The organism is Pseudomonas sp. P110(2024) (genome assembly GCF_057480795.1).
Genome location: NZ_JBLIYT010000020.1, coordinates 41160 through 57954 on the forward strand (window position 1 = coordinate 41160; position 16795 = coordinate 57954).

Sequence of the window (16795 nt, forward strand, 5' to 3'; positions counted from 1 at the left end):
TGCCTATGGCAGCGGCGGATTGTTCCAGCGTTGCACGGTGACGATCAGGTGACCCTCGCCCTGCTGGCCGCCGTCGGCGAGGGTGGCGATCACCTTCAGGTTGCCGGCGTTGTTGGTCATCATCTTGCGCGCGGGATTGGGCCCTGCCCCACCCGGCACGAACACGCCATCGGCCTGCATCTGCCCGGCAAACCTGACGTCCTCGTCCTCGACCGCGCGCTTGTTGAACGGCTCGACCTTCCAGCTGGCCGGCAGGTAGCCGATGCGCAGCGGCTGGCCGCCGGCGTCCCTGCCCCAGGCCTCGGCCTCGAAGCGGCCCTGGACCTTGGGCACCGCGGCGCCGTTCTCACCGATACGGGCAATGGAGAACGCCGGCACCACCTTGACCTCCTCGACCTTGTCGTACACCGCCAGTTGCACGCCCTTGAGCGCGCCCACTGCCACTTCGCGCTGGCCGCTCGCGGCGTCCTTGGCGGCACGCGCCTTGACCCGGATCAGCGTCGGCGTCGACTCCAGCACCTCGGTCACCTCGACACCCGCGCCCAGGTCCGGGTTGCCGGCCAGGTCGCTGCCCACCAGGGTGATCTCGCTCTCGGCACCGGCCTTGATGAAGGCCGGCTGCACTGCCAGCAGGCGACCCTGACCGGCTTTCGAGGCACTGAAGTCCAGGCCGCGCTCGTCGTGCTCGGCCTCGAACATGCGGCCCTTCATCTGGCCGTCGATGGCGGCGAACACCTGGCGCAGGTTGGCTTCGCCGACCTTGACGTTGCCGCGCCATTCATAGCCGTTGTAGAGGATCGCCGAGCCGCTGCCGTTGAACGGCGTGCCATCGGCATAGGCGCCTTTGAGCTCGACCTTGAACGTATCGCCCTGCTCGGCGCTGACCGTCATCACCCCGCGCACGTCGCCCTTGGCCAGCATGTGGCCGCTGAACGCCCATTGCCCGGCCAGGACCTTGGACTCGGGCCGTGCCTTGAGCCACTCGGCCCAGGCCGGGTTGTCGAGGGGGAAGCGCTTGGCCAGGTCCGGCACCATCTGCTTGAGGGCGATGTCCAGCCAGTCGCGGTCGCGGGCCTGGGCCTGGTACTCGAGGGACGGCCACTGGCCGAGGTGGAAGTTGACCAGGTGCTCCCATTCCTTGGCCGGTCGCCGCTGCAGGGCGACCCGGGCACCGGAGTGGCAGCGGCCGCACATCTGGCTGAGCTGATCGTCGAAGTGTTCGACGGTGTTCAGCCTGCGCTCCATGGCGTAGCGCACGCCCTCGGTCTCGCTGGGCGCCAGGCCCTGCTTGTCGGCCAGGTACTTGACCAGGGTGCGGCGCTCGTCGTCGCTGATCGAAAGGCCATGCATCACCTGCATGCGGGCGATGCTCATCAGCCAGCCTTCCGGGGTCTTGCGCTGGTGACTGATGCGACTGTAGCTGTCGTTGCCTTCGGGGATATGGCAACCCATGCACTTGTTCTGCAACAGGCTCGGGCCCTGCTCGGCCGCCATGGCCTGGGCGGACAGCAGTGCGGTGGCGACCAGCGCCAGTGTGCCCGCCTGCCGCCGGAGTCGAGTCGTCTTCAAGGTCAGACCTCCACGGTGTTGTTCTTATCGTTATTCGCACGCTTGGATACAGCGGTGTGCATGTGACAGTTGCGATACAGGAAGCATGCCAGTTGTAGCAAAAATGTTTTGGATCAGTGAGTTGCCTATGTTTTGCGGGAATGGGCCTGCGTCTGGGGTTGTAGGTGAACGTCCCATTTCGCGACTGGGTGTTTCACCTTGAGACATCCGCCGTGGCTGGCAATCCTGGGGCTGCTTTGCGCCCCCAGCACCCTCGAGCCGAACGCATAACCATGTGTATCGCATGACGTCTCACCCGATCTCAATATGCAACAGATCAACCCTGATTCTATTCACTCCCAATCCGGCAAAAACCACCGCTAGCCGGGCCTTGCCCGCCACCCGAGTCCTTTGGCACGCCCATTGCCCCGACCCTGGTCACAACCCTGACAAGAGGCACCGCCCATGCATTCCGAACTGCCGATCCTACCCGCCACCCGCGACTTCCTCGCACGCAAGCTCAGGATGCGCATCGGCGCCGACTGGCAGGACGCCGTCAGCGGCCGCACCATGACCTTGCGCAACCCGGCCACCGGCGAGATCCTCGGCGAGGTGCCCGCAGCCGAGGCCCAGGACGTAGACCGCGCCGTGCAGGCCGCGCGCCTGGCCTTCGACAATTCGGCCTGGAGCCGAACACGCCCGCGCGAGCGGCAGAACCTGCTGTGGCGCCTGGCCGACCTGATGCAGCGCGATGCCCGGGAACTGGCCGAGCTGGAATGCCTGAACAACGGCAAAAGCGCCGCGGTGGCCCAGGTAATGGATGTGCAGTTGGCCATCGATTTTTTGCGCTACATGGCCGGCTGGGCCACCAAGCTCGAAGGCAGCACGGTCGAGCCCTCACTGCCGCTGATGCCCGACGATGAGTTCCATGCTTTCATTCGCCGCGAAGCGGTCGGCGTGGTCGGTGCCATCGTCGCCTGGAACTTCCCGCTGCTGCTGGCCTGCTGGAAGCTCGGTCCGGCCCTGGCCACCGGCTGCACCGTGGTCCTCAAGCCTGCCGACGAAACCCCGCTGACCGCGCTGAAGCTCGCCGAGCTGGTGAGCGAAGCCGGTTACCCGGACGGCGTGTTCAACGTGATCACCGGCACCGGGCTGAACGCCGGCGCCGCCCTGAGCCGCCACCCGGGCGTGGACAAGCTGACCTTCACCGGCTCCACCGAGGTCGGCAAGCTGATCGGCAAGGCGGCCATGGACAACATGACCCGCGTCACCCTGGAGCTGGGCGGCAAGTCGCCGACCATCGTCCTGCCCGACGCCAACCTGCAGGAAGCCGCCGCCGGCGCCGCCACGGCGATTTTCTTCAACCAGGGCCAGGTGTGCTGCGCCGGTTCCCGCCTGTACGTGCACCGCAAGCACTTCGACAATGTGGTGGCGGATATCGCCGGCATCGCCAACGCCATGAAACTGGGCAACGGCCTGGACCCGACCGTGCAGATGGGGCCACTGATCTCGGCCAAGCAGCAGGACCGGGTCACCGGCTACATCGACCTGGGCCGCGAACTGGGCGCGACCATCGCCTGCGGCGGCGAAGGCTTCGGCCCGGGCTACTTCGTCAAACCAACGGTGATCGTCGATGTCGACCAACGCCACCGGCTGGTGCAGGAGGAAATCTTCGGCCCTGTACTGGTAGCCATGCCGTTCGACGACCTCGATGAGGTGGTGCGCATGGCCAACGACAACCCCTACGGGCTGGGCGCGAGCATCTGGTCCAACGACCTGGCCGCGGTGCACCGGATGATCCCGCGGATCAAGTCCGGGTCGGTATGGGTGAACTGCCACAGCGCGCTGGACCCGGCGCTGCCGTTCGGCGGCTACAAGCTCTCCGGCGTCGGCCGCGAGATGGGCGCGGCGGCGATCGAGCACTACACCGAGCTGAAGTCGGTGTTGATCAAGCTCTGAGTCTTCCTGTACCGGCCTCTTCGCGGGTTTACCCGCGAAGAGGCCGGTACAGACCTTACAGAACACACAATAAAAACATGGAGCACACCATGACGCACAAGCTCGCCTGCACATTGGCCCTGCTGCTGGCCTCTCCCCTCACCCAGGCCCACGAACTCTACAACAACGCCGGCACCACCCTGGACGCCAACCTCGAAGCCCTGTTCGGGGTATTCCACAGCGACGAAAGCTTCGACCAGTTCGGCAACCGCCAGCCCGGCAGCAGCAACTGGCGCGAGGGCTACGTCAAATACGGCCTGAGCGCCAGCCACGCCCTGGCCGACAGCGGCACGCTGTACGGTGCCTTCAGCCTGCTCAGCTCGGCCACCTGGGGCGATGGCGACGCCGCCGGCTTCACCCTGGGCAACGAACGTCGCACCGGTATCGAGGACGCCTACCTCGGCTGGCGCTCGGGCAGCCTGTTCCCGGCCCTCGGTGAGGATGGCATCGATGTCTCCGGGGGGCGCCAGGTCATCACCCTCGGTGACGGCTTCCTGATCCAGGGCGACCCGGTCAATGCCGGCAATGTCGACCTGGGCGCCGATTTCGACCGGGGCGGCGCCTACTACCTGGCGGCGCGCAAGGCCTTCGACCGCACCGCCGTGCTGCGCCTGGGGGGCAAGCAAGGCTGGCGTGGCGACCTGATGTGGCTCAAATCAGACAACCCGTTCCAGGCCGACACCTCCATGGCGGTGGCCAACTTCGAACATGTCGCCGATGCAGGCACCGTGGGCCTGAGCTGGATCCACGGCCTGGATGTCGACCGCCGCTACGCCGAGATCCTCGGCCTGGAACACCGCGACGGCATGGACACGGTGAGCCTGCGTGGGCGCGGCAACCTGGGGGTCAAAGACCTCGAACTGGCCGCCGAATACGTCACCCAGGACCGCAGTGACGGACGCGAGAACGCCTGGTACCTGGAAGGCAACTGGACCTTCTCCGCACTGCCCTGGTCGCCCACCGCCACCTACCGCTACAGCCGCTTCTCGGAGCATTTCGACCCGCTGTTCTATGGCCTGAGCCGTGGCTACGGCACCTGGTTCCAGGGCGAGGTGGCGGCCAACTACGCCGGTCCCTTCAACAGCAACACCCAGGTGCACCATGTGGCGCTCAAGGCCACGCCGCGGGAGGGCCTGACCGTGGGGGCGCTGTACTTCGACTTCGACACGCTCAAGACCGACCAGGGCAACCTGGGTGGGCGCGAGGTGGACCTGTATGTCGAATGGATGATCAACGAGCACTGGCTGATCAGCCCGCTGGTGGGGTTCTATACCCCACAGCGCAGTGCGCAGGATGGCGGCGTGCAGGTGGGTGGGCGGGAGAGCGGAACCTACCTGCAACTGGTGGTCGGGACGTTCTTCTGAGTCAATGGCCCTGTTCGCGTAACCAGCGCTCGACCATCGGCTGGAGCGCCTTTTTCACCAGGCGCTCCAGGCCGATGCCGGCCTGCAACCCCCGCACTACCGGCGCCAGCTCGATACCCTGCAGGTGCCACACGCCCAACGGCTGGTCCGCCGTCACCACCACCTCGGCCTCCTCCACCCAGCCTTCGCGCAACACTGGGCGTCGTTCCACCCGCACCGCCTGCCAGTCCGCCGCCGCGTGCAGCGGCTGGGCATCCGGCCAACCCCGGCGGCGGGCCCAGAACGGCTGGGCCACGCGCTGCGTTTCCTGCGCGTAGAAATCCCGGCCGATCCGGGCGAAACGCAGGAACAGCTGCTCGACCCGTGTCTGATGGAAGCGCTGCGCCAAGTCCGCCTGCCCGGGTCGTTGCAACAGGGTATTGATCACCACGGGCGCCTGGAGCGCCGAGGACAACGACTGGAAGATACCATTGCCCGACAGCGGGTCGACCGCCATCGCGGCATCGCCAACCCGCAGCCAGTCCGGGCCCGCGCAGTTGCCGGCCAGGATCGCCGTGCTGCTGCGCGCATGCACCTGCGCAGGGGCGAAGGCCCGCTCACCGAACAGTTGCGCCACCAACGCCGAACCACGCCGACGCTCGGCACAGTATTCAGGCAAGGCCGCCTTGCCCGGCAACTGCGCCGTCGTCGCGTCCAGCGTCACCTGCCAGTAACAGCGGCCATCGGCCAGCCGCGCCATCCAGGCCCAGCCGTCGTCCAGGCTCTCCACCGCCGACACCGGCGTGCCGGGCGCGGCCTGCCAGAGGTTGAGCAGGCTGACGGTCTCCGGCCCGCGCAGGCGACCTTCACTCAACGGGGCCTGACGACCACGGGCCTCGACCAGGAACTCGCCGTGCAGGGTGCGACCGTCGTCCAGATGTATCCGGTACCCCTGCCCCCGCTCCACCTCGCGCACACGCCCTTCGACCAGCTCGACACCGGCGCGGCGCAAGTCGTCGCGCAGGGCCTGGTCGAAACGATGGCGATCGAGCAGGCACTCCTGGTTCGGTTGCAGCCGCTCGCCGTTCCAGTGCACCTGGCGCGTGGCCGGCGTGGTGGCCTCGGCCAGGGCGGCGCCCAGGCCTGCATGACGCAGGCCCTCCAGCACCCGCTGCGACACGCCTTCCACCGCGGCGAAGCGGCGCCAGTCGGACACCACCGTGACGGGGTAGCCCATCCGCCGCAGCCCCAGGGCCGTGGCCGCGCCGGCAGGCCCGGCGCCGAGTACCAGGATGCTTGCTTCAGGCATCGATCGGCCCCTTGCGCTCAGGGCCGGCGAACGCCGCGTGATGCTTCAGCCACCGCAACAGCGCCTCCCGGGTCATGCCGGGCTCATCGCGCAGCAGGGCCGCCACCCGGCCACTGAACGCGGCGCAGGCCAGGCTGGCGCCTGCCCCGCCATCGCTGCCGACCGCCGCGCCGAAGTCGGCCTGGGCCGTGTCCAGCCACGACCACTGCCCGGGAGCGCAGCGGGCATCACCGGTCACGCGGATGACCCCAGGGTAGCTGGCCGGGTAAACCGGCTCGCCCCGCGCCGGGCTCGAGGCGCACAGCAGCACCCCGGCGGCCACGGCCTCGGCGCAGGCCTGGCGCAACACCGGGCGGTCCTGGCGCAGACCCAGGCTGAGGTTGACCACGCTCGCGCCGGCTTCCACCAGCCACAACAGGCCAGCCGCCACCTGCAAGGCACTGGTACTGCCCTGCCCGGCGAACACCTGGGCCAGCAGCACGGGCTGGGCACCGGACTCGGCGCGCAGCCGCGCCAGCACGGCGCTGCCATGGCCCAAGGCGTCCGGCAGCGAGTCACCCTCGCGCAACCTGCCCTCTTCGAGCCAGAAACGTCGCGCATCCAGCAGGCCGGCCGCCTGCTCCGGCGAGCAGCCGCTGTCGATCACGCCAATCCACGGTTCAGCGGCCATGGTCGACGGGCTCCTTGCTGCGCAACTGCCCGCCGTGCAGCTCAAGGTGCAGGTCGGCGTCGGCGAGGGTCGAGGCGCGGTGACTGATGAGGATCCGCGTGCGCCCGGCGAACAACTGGTCGATGGCGGCGATCACCTCGCGCTCGGTGGCTTCGTCCACCGCCGAAGTAGCTTCGTCCAGCACCAGGATTGTCGGTTGCTGCAGTAGCGCCCGGGCGATGGCGATGCGTTGCTTCTGCCCGCCGGACAGCTGCTGGCCGCGCTCGCCCAGCAGGCCGTCGAGCCCCAGCGGCAGGCTCTGCACCAGACTGTCCAGGCGGGTCAGGCGCACCACTCGCTCCAGGTCGTCACGGCTGGCCTGGGGCGTGCTGTAGGCCAGGTTCTGCGCCAGGGTGCCGCGAAACAGGACGATGTCCTGGCTGACCACGGCGATGCGTCGCCGCAGGGCCTGCAGGTCGAGCTCGCGCAGGTCGACGCCATCGAGCAGGATGCGCCCGTCATCGGGGTCGTAGAAGCGTTGCAGCAGGTCGATCAGCGTCGACTTGCCGACACCGGAGGCGCCGCTGATGGCAACCTTGGCCCCGGGCGGCAGGCAGGCATCGACCTTGTCCAGCACCCAGCCCTGGCGGCCGTCGTGAGCGAAGCACACCCGGTCCAGGCGCAGCTCGCCGGCCCCCTGCGGCATGGGCTTGGGATCATCCGCCTCGCGCACCGCGACCGCCTCTTGTTTGAGTTCCATCACCCGCCCCAGGCTCACGGCCATCCGCTGCACCGCCACGTACAGGCCCAGCAGGCTCTGCACCGGGCCGACTGCCATGCCCATGTAGGTGGAAAACGCGATCAGCGCGCCCAGTTGCCAGGTCCCCTGGATCACCCACCAGCCGCCGACCAGGAACGCGCATGCCCGGCACCAGGAGGTCAGGGTGCCGGGTAGCGCCTGGGTGAAGAACTCGGTGACCTGTACCTTGAGCAACTGCCCCATGTAGCCCTGGCCCAGCCGGTCGAGACGTTCGGCCTCGCGCTGCTGCTGGCCGGCGGCCTGGATGAACTTCATCGCCGGCAGCGTCTCGACCAGGAACGACGACACGTCCGCCGAGCGCTCGCGCAGGCTGCGCACCTCGCGCTCGACCTTGCGCCGCATCCAGCGCAGCCACAGCACCTGGAGCGGGATCAACAGCGCCAGCAGCAGCGACAGCTGCCAGGACAGCATGAGCATCAAGGCCACGGCGCCGACCAGGCCGATCAGCGCCGACACCGCCGAGAACAGCGAATCCACGGCAAAGCGCTGGATCTCGGCGACATCGCCGTCCAACCGCGACAAGATGTCGCCGGTGCGCCGCTGCCCATAGAACGTCGGCGACAGCCGTTGCAAATGGCGGTACAGGTCATCGCGCAGGGCGAACAGGATGCGCCCGGACAGCCGTGTGTGCAGGTAGCGGTTGACCCCGGCCAGCACGGTACCGAGCAGGCCGGCGACAATCATGATCGCCGCCATGTGCCAGAGGGTCTGGTAGTCCTTGGCCAGCAGCCCCTCGTCGATCAGCGTCTTGACCAGCCAGGGTTGCGCCAGGGCCAGCAGCGAGGCGCCCAGGGACAGCGCCAGCAGCGCGCCAATGGCGCCACGGTGTGGACGCACGAAGCCATACAGCCAGGCCAGCGCCTGACGCATCAGCGCCGGGTCACTGGATTCGATCAATCGGGAAAACAGTCCGCCCATGGCTCAACCACGCAACTGCTTGAGCTTGCGATACAGCGTCGCGCGGCTGATGCCCAGGGCCTCGGCCGCCGCCGAGACGTTGCCCTGATGGCGGGCCAGGGCGGCGCGGATCAGCTCCAGCTCGTTGTCGCGCAGGCTGCCGGACGGCGCGGCGCCGCTGGCCAGTTCATCGAGCAGGCAGTCGGTGAGATGGTCGAGGGTCAGCACCTGCTCGCCCTCCTCGCGCATCGCCAGGGCAGTACGCACCACCATCTCCAGCTGGCGGATGTTGCCCGGCCAGTCGAAGTTCTCCAGCAGCGCCACCAAGGGCGCATCGAGGCTTACGCCCCTGGCCCCGGACTTGTCCAGCAGGCCCTGGATGAGCGTCGCCAGGTCGTCGCGCTCGCGCAGTGCCGGCAGGCGCAGGGATACGCCGTTGACCCGGTAGTAGAGGTCTTCGCGAAACTGCTGGTCGGCGACCAGTCGCTTGAGATCGCGGTGGGTAGCGCAGATCAGCGCCACGTCGATGTCCTGCTCGTCGCCAGCGCCCAGCGGCGCTACCCGACGCTCCTGCAGGACGCGCAGCAGACGGGCCTGCAAGGCCAGGGGCATGTCGCCGATCTCGTCGAGGAACAGCGTGCCGCCATGGGCCTGCATCAGCCGCCCGACCATGCCGCCGCGGCGCGAGCCGGTGAACGCGCCCTCACGGTAGCCGAACAGCTCGGACTCGATCAGGCCCTCGGGAATCGCCGCGCAGTTGACCGCCACGAACGGCTTGTCGGCCCGCGTTCCGGCCTGGTGCAAGGCGCGGGCGGCGACTTCCTTGCCGGTACCGGTTTCTCCCAGCAGCAGCACCGGCAAGCCATTGGCCAGGCCCTGGCGGGCCATGCGCAAGGCACGGGCCAGGCGTGCATCGCCGCCGGCCAGGGCCTCCAGGGCCTGGGCCTTGGCCGGCTCGGCCGGTTTGGTGTTGGGCGCCGGACCACTGATGCGGCCATGCCGTGGCAGTTGCAAGGCGCGGAAGAAGAATTCACCCTTGGCGGTCTGCACGCTGCTGACACCGCCCTGCCACAGGCGGGCGATGAATGCCGGCGAGCGCTCGCCCAGCAGGTCGCTGCTGCGCCGACCAAGCAGCGCCTGGCGCGGCATCTGCAGCAATTGGCAGGCATTGTCGTTGGCCGCCAGCACCTCGCCTTCCAGGCTCAGCGCCAGCAGGCCCTGCCAGGCGCTGGCCAGGTACTGCGGGCGGCTGTGGAAGGCCAGCACCAGGTGCTCGGGGTGATACAGCCCGAACAACCGGCTTTCGATATTGCCGGCGGCGAGCAGCAACGTGGAGAGGCTATCCTGGGGCTGGGCCATGACGCCTTCGCGGGTCACGTCGAGCACGCCGATCACCTCGCCACGCGGATCGCGCAGCGGCACCGAGGTGCAGGAGAACGGGCTGAGCCGGTCGAGATAGTGTTCGCCGCAGTTGATCAGGGTCGGCTGGCCCTCGACCACCGCCGTGCCGATGGCGTTGGTGCCGCGCAGGGCCTCACTCCAGCAACTGCCCGGGTGCAGGTCACGCAGGCCTTCGCGGGCGAGCACGTGCTTCTGGCCCTCGATGGCCAGCACGTTGGCCTGGGCATCACCGAGGATGACGATGCCGCTCTTGCCTTGGCGCTTGACCAGGTAGTCCAGTTCGGGGGTGACCGCGTCGATCAGCAGGCGGTTGTGCTCCAGCAGCGCGCGCAGGTCCAGGCCATGGCGAATGCCCAGGCCCACCTGCTCGCCCTGCAGGCAGTCAAGGCCATGGCCGAGGCTGCGGCGCCAGGAGGCATCGATTTCGTCACGCAGCATGCCGGAGGGCAGTTCGCCTTCGCTGGCCAGTTTCAGGCGGACCAGACGGGATTGCTGCAGTGGATCGTTGGCGGTTGTTGTTGGAAGTTGTCGCGCCATTGCGTGCTCCAGGGGTGCCCCGCTCAGGCGGGGCAATGGGCATCGGATTTTTCGGCAGTGTGCGTCAGAAATCGTTGGTAGTCATCAGGTACGCGCTGGGAGGTGTATGCCGGGGAATTTTCAGCGCTTATGAGATCGAGCGCCGCGCGGACGGCGCTCGATCTCATAAGCGCTGCAAGGCTATCGGCGAACCCCTGAAAGCCCTGCCCCATTCCCCAATCCTGGGTCCCCCCGCCCACCCGCCATACCTAGCCGAACACCTGCCAGAAACGCTGAAACCCCTACCCCAGAGCCCTTCAACCGCCCCCTGAAAAACCTGGCACAACAGTTGCCGATCCCTCCCCAGACGCCCCAACCCATGGGCCCGTTTGCAGGAGGAAGCAACTCATGCACCGACCGATTCCCCACCCGCTGGCCGTGGCGATCTTCGCCGGCCTGCTCCAGCTACCGGCCCAGGCTGCGCTGTACGCGGTCGACAGCGGCCCCTACACCCTGCCCACCGGCAAGTTCCCCGCCTGGTACCAGGACAGCCACGGCCGGGTGCTCGACCTGTGCCTGTCCAAGGCGGTGAGCTCGCGAGTCGCCGGTGCCCCCGGCGCGCCTTCGTACATGTGCACGCTGTTGCCCACCCCCGGCGTGTTCGACGACACCCAGCCGATCGTCTTCCCCAGCAACTTCCCCGACGAGGCCTTCTGGTTCACCGCCGACGCCGCCATCGTCGATGCCGCCCGCGGTATCGACCTGAGCTTTGGCTCGGCCATCGAGGCTGCCTTCGCCGCCGAAGAGCCGGTGGACGGTGACCAGGTCAGCTTCGCCCGGGTGCGCATTCGCGTCGATGTGCCGGTGGCCGGTACCTACACGATCACCCACCCCTACGGCGTCGAGGTCTTCGACGTGCCAGCGGGCGGGCGCCGGGCGATCAACATGACCCGCGACATCGGCATCGGCTCCCCCGGTGACTACAGCGGCGCGCTCAAGGGCGACGTCGGGCCGTTCCTGCGCAGCGTCAACGGGCCCTACACCGAAACCAACCCGGGCACTGGCGCCAGCGAACGCTACATCGGCGACCCGAACCTGGAAGAGCCGGTCACCGGCAGCCCCTTCAACACCAACTTCGTGCGCATCGAAGGCCCCAACGGCATCGACCTGCGCACCGAGCTGTTCGCCGTCTCCGGCAAGCTGTCCACGGTCAACCGCCCGACACCGCTGATCCCGCAGCGCAGCACCTACTCACGGCACACCGTCAACGGCGACCTGCGGGCCCAGCAGGATGTGTTCGTCATGGCGCCGCCGGCGCCGGCCACGGTCACCCTGACCAGTCAGACACCGGCCCTGCCCCTGGGCGAGGCCAACGGCACCGGCGCCTGGTACGCCCAATCTGCGCTCAACCCGACCCTGCCGCTGACCCTGCAGGTGACCGCCGACAACAGCCTGGCCATCGCCACCAGCACGCCGACCAGCGCCGCCATGCCGCTCACCGACCTGGTGATCATCAGCCGCGCCGAATACAGCCTGGCCAGCGGCCAGCTGACCCTGGTCGCCAGCAGCAGCGACGAGACCAGCCCGCCCGCCCTCACCGCCCGCACCAGCAACGGCACGCTGATCGGCAACCTGAGCGGCAACGGCGCGGTCAAGTCCCTGACCACCGGGCTGTCACCCATCCCGCCGGCGCAGGTGCAAGTCACCAGCAGCCACGGCGGCAGCGACAACGAAGACGTGGTGCTGGTGCCATGAACAGACACCGCCTTCAAGGAGGCCGCATGAATACTTGGTCGCGTCGGGCGCTGTGCGCCGCTGGTTTCACCCTCACCGTCAGCAGCGCGGCCTGGGCAGCGCTGAGCGAGGTCGATCCCGGCCCCTACACCTTCGCCACCGGGGGCTACCCGATGTGGTACAAGGACGCCAACAACCTCGCCCTGGAGCTGTGCCAGTCACGCGCCACCAGCTCGCGGGCACCGGGCGCGCCAGGCGCCCCGGCCTACATGTGCACCCTGCTGCCCGAGCCCGGGGTCTACGACGATGCCCTGCCGCTGGTGTTCCCGGACAACTGGCCGCCGGAGATGTTCTGGTTCCTGGCCGAGACCCAGATCCCGCAGGTGGGCAACAGCGGCTACGAGCTGGAAGTCTATGTCGCAGGCCTCGAGGCGGCCTTCGCCGCCGAGAACCCGGTCAACGGCGACCAGCAGAGCTTCGCCCGCATCCGCATCCGCGCCTCGGTGCCGCGTACCGGCACCTACACCATCACCCACCCGTTCGGCGTCGAGACGGTCAACGTGACCACCGCCGGCCGGCGGGCGATCAACATAACCCGCGACATCGGCATCGGCGCGCCGGGCAACTTCAGCGGCGCCCTGAACGGTAATCTCGGCCCGTTCCTGCGCGGCGTCGGCGGCCCCTACACCGAGGTCAACCCGGACACCGGCGCCACCGAGACCTTCGTCGGCGACCCGAACATCACCGAGGCGGTGACCGGCAGCCCGAACAACACCAACTTCGTGCGCATCCAGGGCCCGGCGGGTACCATCCAGACCAACGTCTTCAGCGTCTCGGGCAAGGTTCTCGACCAGCGCCAGCAGACCCCGGTGACGCTGGAGCGCGCCACCTACCAGCGCAACGCCGCCGGCACCCGCGTCGAGGTCTTCGCCAAGGCGCCGAACAGCGCCAGCCTGTGCCTGCGCAACGGCCTGGCACTGATCGGCTCGCCGCCGTCACCGTGCCAGTTCAGCATGCTCGCCGACAACAACGGGCTGTTCTTCAGCCAGCAACTGAGCCAGGCCGTGCCGCCGTCAGTGGTGGTGGTCACTGCCAGCAGCCCGGCCGGCACCACGCGCCCGACAGCGCTGTCGAGCAAGCTCAGCGACGTGGTCAAGGTTGCCACCGCGCGCTACGACTGGAGCGCCAAGCGCCTGCTGGTCGAGGCCCACTCCAGTGATGAAGTGGTGGTGCCCGACCTGCTGGTACAGGGCTTCGGGCGCATGTCCAAGTCCGGCGTGCAGCAGAGCCTGACGGTCAACGACCTGGCCCAGCCACCCGCCAGCATCACCGTCAAGTCGGCCCATGGCGGTGTCGATGTGGAGCCGGTGGTGGTGGTCGGCAACGCCCCGGTACCAACCGAGAACCAGGCTCCCGTGGCCCAGGCCGACAGCGCCAGCACCAGTGTCGGGGTGCCGATCACCCTCAACCTGCTGGCCAACGACAGCGACCCGGACGGCAACGTGCCGCTGAGCATCACCGACCTCACCCAGCCTGGCACCGGCCTGGGCGGCGTGGTGCTCAACGGCAGCACTTCGGTGACCTACACCCCGCCGAGCGGTGCAACCTCGCCCGTGGTGGCGACCTTCAGCTACCGCGCCCAGGACGCCAAGGGACTGAACTCGACACCGGCCACGGTAACCGTCAATGTCGCGCCGAACCAACCTCCGACTGCAGTGGCCGACAGCGTTGCCACCCTCGGCGTGCCACTGACCATCAACGCGCTGGCCAACGACACCGACCCGGAAGGCAACCTGCCGCTGACCATCGCCAGCGTCACCCAGCCGACCCCGGCCGGGCGCGGTACGGTCAGTACCGACGGCAACGTGATCACCTATACGCCACCGGCCACGGTGAGCGCGACGTTCACCACCAGCTTCAGCTACATCGCCCGTGACGCGATCGGCGCCACCTCGACGCCCGGCACGGTCACCGTGCAGGTATCGCCACGGCCGGCCCAGGAGACCTTCGCGGTCACCGCGGCGACGGTCACGGCGCGCTCGAACAATCGCTTCAACTGGGACATCAGCGGAACGTCCTCGGTGACCACCGGCAACACCATCACCGTGCGCGTGACCACCACCACCGGCGTGCAGACCCTTGGCACTACCACCGTGCCGGTCACCGGCCGCTGGCGCCTGACGGTGAGCAACAGCACGACGCTGGTGCCCACCGCCGCGCCGACCGCCACGGTGACCAGCAGCCAGGGCACCACGCGCACGGTCAACGTGGTGGTGCAGTAACACTCGGGGGGATGCCATGAATGCCTTGTACCCACTGCTGCTGAGCCTGGCCCTCACCGGCCAGGCCCTGGCCGACGACTTGATGGACAACGCCGACCTCGCCGTCGGCAGCGACCTCGGCGAGCCGCTGGTGCTGCGCCTACTGCCGTCGGGCGCCGGCCAGGCCGCGGTGATCGAGCAACTGGGCACGGGCAACCGCGCCGCCCTCGACCAGAACGGCCAGGCCCTGCTGGGCCGGATCGTCCAGGCAGGGAGCGCGCAGGAAGCGTACATCCTGCAGGAGGGCAGCGACCTGACGGCCGCGATCAGCCAGCAGGGCCAAGGCAACAACGCCACGATCCGCCAGAACGGCAGCGACAACAGCGCCGCCATCGAACAGATCGGCAACCACAACAGCGCCACCATCGACCAGCGTGGCACGGGACTGAACAGCGCCGTGACCCAGGCCGGCAACGGCCAGCAGGTCCATGTCACCCAATACCGCTAGGCCCAACAAGACAGATCTGGAGGCAACACCATGCACAAGCTCGCCCCCCTGAGCGCTGCCATCGTCCTGGCCCTTGCCGGCCAAGCCATGGCTGACGACAGCGTTTCGACCCAGAACCAGCAAGGCGCCCAGAACATTGCCGAGGTCAAGCAGTCGCAGGCGCCTTTCGCCTCGGCCACGCAGAACCAGACCGGCCACGATCACAACCACATGGCGTTGCAGGACGCCAGCACCAGCCACATCCAGCAAAGCGCCACCGGCTCGTTCAACGCCGGCTACGCCGAGCAACTGTACGAGAACGGCAGCCAGATCACCCAGCATGCCGGCGGCGAGTTCAACGATGCATTCGCCAGCCAGTCGGTGGGTGAAAACAACGAGGCGCTGCAGATCCAGGCCGGCAGCGGTAACCAGTCGATCATCTGGCAGGACACGCAGACCGGCAGCAAGGCCACCACCTTGCAGTCGGGCTTCGGCAACAGTGCGACCGTCGAACAGCTGTTCGGTGGCAGCAACAACAAGAGTTCGATCATGCAAGGTGGCAGCGACAACCAAGCCGCCGCCGAGCATTTGACCCACCGGGATGGTGATATCGCCATCTACCAGGAGGGCAAGCAGAACTGGGCCTACGGCGACCAGCGCGACGGCCTGGGCGGTACCATCGGCATCGACCAGTACGGTACTGGCAACTCGGTTGAAGTGTGGCAGGACAACCAGGCCGCCAGCCAGGCCAGTGTCTACCAGAGTGGCCAGGCCAACGAAGGCTACATCGACCAGAGTTTCGGCCAGGTCAACACTGCCGGCCTCAGCCAGACAGGCCGTGGCAACGCCAGTTGGTCGGACCAATACGAAACCAGCCAGGCGGTGACCAGTATTTCGCAGGTGGGCAACAACAACCTGCACTTCACTTACCAGACCGGTGACAACCACAGCCTGACCATCAGCACGGTGGGCAACGCCAACAAGATCATGGCCAGCAACTGGAAGGGCGAGAAGTCCGGCGGGCAGTTCGGGGTCGGGCAGCAGGCGCAGATCAACCAGGTAGGTCATGGCAACGGGGTGAATATCACCCAGGAAGGCAACGCCCAGATCGCGCGGCTGAACCAGAATGGCAACCGCAACCAGATGGAGACCCGCCAGGCAGACAGCAACAACGAACTGTACTTCGAGCAGAACGGCAGCGACAACCTGCTCATCGCCGACCAGCGGGGGACTGGCAACTATGCCGAGGGGTTGGCTGCTGGTAGCGGCGGCAGCATTACCGTCGAGCAGTCGGGTAGTGGCAACCAGAGCTACACCTACCAGCTGCAGGGGTATGGGAACGAGGCGACCATCAAGCAGACCGATGGGGTCAACCTGGCCTACGTGACTCAGGCGGGGAATAACAACCAGGCGTTTGTCGACCAGAGCGGTGCGAGTCAGACGGCCAATATTACGCAGTATGGTAATGCCAACATGGCGACTGTTACCCAGCAGTGACGGGCTTTCCCCTTGGACCGCGGTGTTGGTGCTCCCCTGGCACTGCGGTTCTTTTTTCGGGTTCTGGTTCTGGTTCTGGTTCTTGGATGATTGTTTTGATATTTTTATGCGCATTCGTAGAAGATAACGACATTTAGTCACCTTTCCGCCCTTACGGCGGCCTACTTTTCTCGTGGGAAAAGTAGGCAAAACCGTCCCGCTCCGTTCATCCGGCCCCTGCGCTTCGCTCCGGGGTTCCCTCGCTCCGTTCTTGCTCCCGGGAGGACCGCGCTGAACGCCCCATCCTGGGGCGCAGCGCTTGACGGCCATCCATGGCCGTCACCTCCCTACGCAAG

11 protein-coding genes are annotated in these 16795 nt (G+C 67.6%); 6 read left to right on the plus strand and 5 right to left on the minus strand.

What is annotated here, in order from left to right:
- Window positions 1–3: 3 nt before the first annotated feature.
- The gene (gene peaA / locus AC25ND_RS25050) at window positions 4–1569 is read right to left on the minus strand and encodes a quinohemoprotein amine dehydrogenase subunit alpha (RefSeq protein WP_486976637.1); all 1566 of its coding nucleotides are present in this window, start codon (window positions 1567–1569) and stop codon (window positions 4–6) included.
- 444 nt (window positions 1570–2013) lie between these two features.
- Here peaA and AC25ND_RS25055 point away from each other — a divergent pair, with 444 nt between their 5' ends.
- Together AC25ND_RS25055 and AC25ND_RS25060 are read left to right on the plus strand one after the other, a co-directional pair.
- On the plus strand, window positions 2014–3507 hold the full coding sequence (locus AC25ND_RS25055; RefSeq protein WP_028692091.1) for an aldehyde dehydrogenase family protein: 1494 nt from the start codon (window positions 2014–2016) through the stop codon (window positions 3505–3507).
- Between the two features lie 89 nt (window positions 3508–3596).
- Window positions 3597–4910: an alginate export family protein gene (locus AC25ND_RS25060; RefSeq protein ID WP_236248687.1), complete on the plus strand. Its 1314-nt coding sequence runs from the start codon at window positions 3597–3599 to the stop codon at window positions 4908–4910.
- 1 nt (window position 4911) lies between these two features.
- On the opposite strand, the gene qhpG is transcribed toward AC25ND_RS25060, so the two are convergent.
- From qhpG to AC25ND_RS25080, 4 genes are read right to left on the minus strand one after another with little or no spacing between them, the layout of a single operon-like run.
- Window positions 4912–6198 carry a flavin-dependent monooxygenase QhpG gene (gene qhpG, locus AC25ND_RS25065; RefSeq protein WP_280092745.1) on the minus strand — a complete coding sequence of 429 codons (1287 nt, stop codon included), beginning with the start codon at window positions 6196–6198 and terminating at the stop codon, window positions 4912–4914.
- The gene (qhpE, locus tag AC25ND_RS25070) at window positions 6191–6868 is read right to left on the minus strand and encodes a subtilisin-like serine protease QhpE (RefSeq protein WP_028692094.1); all 678 of its coding nucleotides are present in this window, start codon (window positions 6866–6868) and stop codon (window positions 6191–6193) included. The genes qhpG and qhpE overlap by 8 nt, the downstream gene beginning before the upstream one ends.
- Window positions 6858–8585: an ABC transporter ATP-binding protein gene (locus AC25ND_RS25075; RefSeq protein ID WP_236248685.1), complete on the minus strand. Its 1728-nt coding sequence runs from the start codon at window positions 8583–8585 to the stop codon at window positions 6858–6860. The genes qhpE and AC25ND_RS25075 overlap by 11 nt, the downstream gene beginning before the upstream one ends.
- Window positions 8586–8588: 3 nt before the next feature.
- A complete protein-coding gene (locus AC25ND_RS25080) occupies window positions 8589–10502 on the minus strand; it encodes a sigma-54-dependent Fis family transcriptional regulator (protein ID WP_062363339.1) in 1914 nt (637 codons plus the stop codon).
- Between the two features lie 387 nt (window positions 10503–10889).
- Here AC25ND_RS25080 and AC25ND_RS25085 point away from each other — a divergent pair, with 387 nt between their 5' ends.
- From AC25ND_RS25085 to AC25ND_RS25100, 4 genes are read left to right on the plus strand one after another with little or no spacing between them, the layout of a single operon-like run.
- On the plus strand, window positions 10890–12236 hold the full coding sequence (locus AC25ND_RS25085; RefSeq protein WP_307945636.1) for a hypothetical protein: 1347 nt from the start codon (window positions 10890–10892) through the stop codon (window positions 12234–12236).
- A 26-nt stretch (window positions 12237–12262) separates the two neighbouring features.
- Window positions 12263–14497 (plus strand): Ig-like domain-containing protein, encoded by a 2235-nt coding sequence (locus AC25ND_RS25090; protein WP_028692099.1) that lies wholly within the window; start codon window positions 12263–12265, stop codon window positions 14495–14497.
- 16 nt (window positions 14498–14513) lie between these two features.
- Complete coding sequence (locus AC25ND_RS25095) at window positions 14514–14984, plus strand: curlin (protein ID WP_062363334.1); 471 nt, start codon at window positions 14514–14516, stop codon at window positions 14982–14984.
- 30 nt (window positions 14985–15014) lie between these two features.
- Window positions 15015–16460 (plus strand): curlin, encoded by a 1446-nt coding sequence (locus AC25ND_RS25100; RefSeq protein ID WP_486971548.1) that lies wholly within the window; start codon window positions 15015–15017, stop codon window positions 16458–16460.
- Window positions 16461–16795: the final 335 nt, after the last annotated feature.

Excerpts from the sequence above, each read along its gene's own strand:
- AC25ND_RS25095 (WP_062363334.1), top strand. The coding sequence starts at position 14,514 with ATGAATGCCTTGTACCCACTGCTGCTGAGCCTGGCCCTCACCGGCCAG.
- AC25ND_RS25100 (WP_486971548.1), top strand. The coding sequence starts at position 15,015 with ATGCACAAGCTCGCCCCCCTGAGCGCTGCCATCGTCCTGGCCCTTGCC.
- AC25ND_RS25055 (WP_028692091.1), top strand. The coding sequence starts at position 2,014 with ATGCATTCCGAACTGCCGATCCTACCCGCCACCCGCGACTTCCTCGCA.
- AC25ND_RS25075 (WP_236248685.1), bottom strand. The coding sequence starts at position 8,585 with ATGGGCGGACTGTTTTCCCGATTGATCGAATCCAGTGACCCGGCGCTG.
- AC25ND_RS25080 (WP_062363339.1), bottom strand. The coding sequence starts at position 10,502 with ATGGCGCGACAACTTCCAACAACAACCGCCAACGATCCACTGCAGCAA.
- AC25ND_RS25090 (WP_028692099.1), top strand. The coding sequence starts at position 12,263 with ATGAATACTTGGTCGCGTCGGGCGCTGTGCGCCGCTGGTTTCACCCTC.
- AC25ND_RS25085 (WP_307945636.1), top strand. The coding sequence starts at position 10,890 with ATGCACCGACCGATTCCCCACCCGCTGGCCGTGGCGATCTTCGCCGGC.
- qhpG (WP_280092745.1), bottom strand. The coding sequence starts at position 6,198 with ATGCCTGAAGCAAGCATCCTGGTACTCGGCGCCGGGCCTGCCGGCGCG.
- qhpE (WP_028692094.1), bottom strand. The coding sequence starts at position 6,868 with ATGGCCGCTGAACCGTGGATTGGCGTGATCGACAGCGGCTGCTCGCCG.
- AC25ND_RS25060 (WP_236248687.1), top strand. The coding sequence starts at position 3,597 with ATGACGCACAAGCTCGCCTGCACATTGGCCCTGCTGCTGGCCTCTCCC.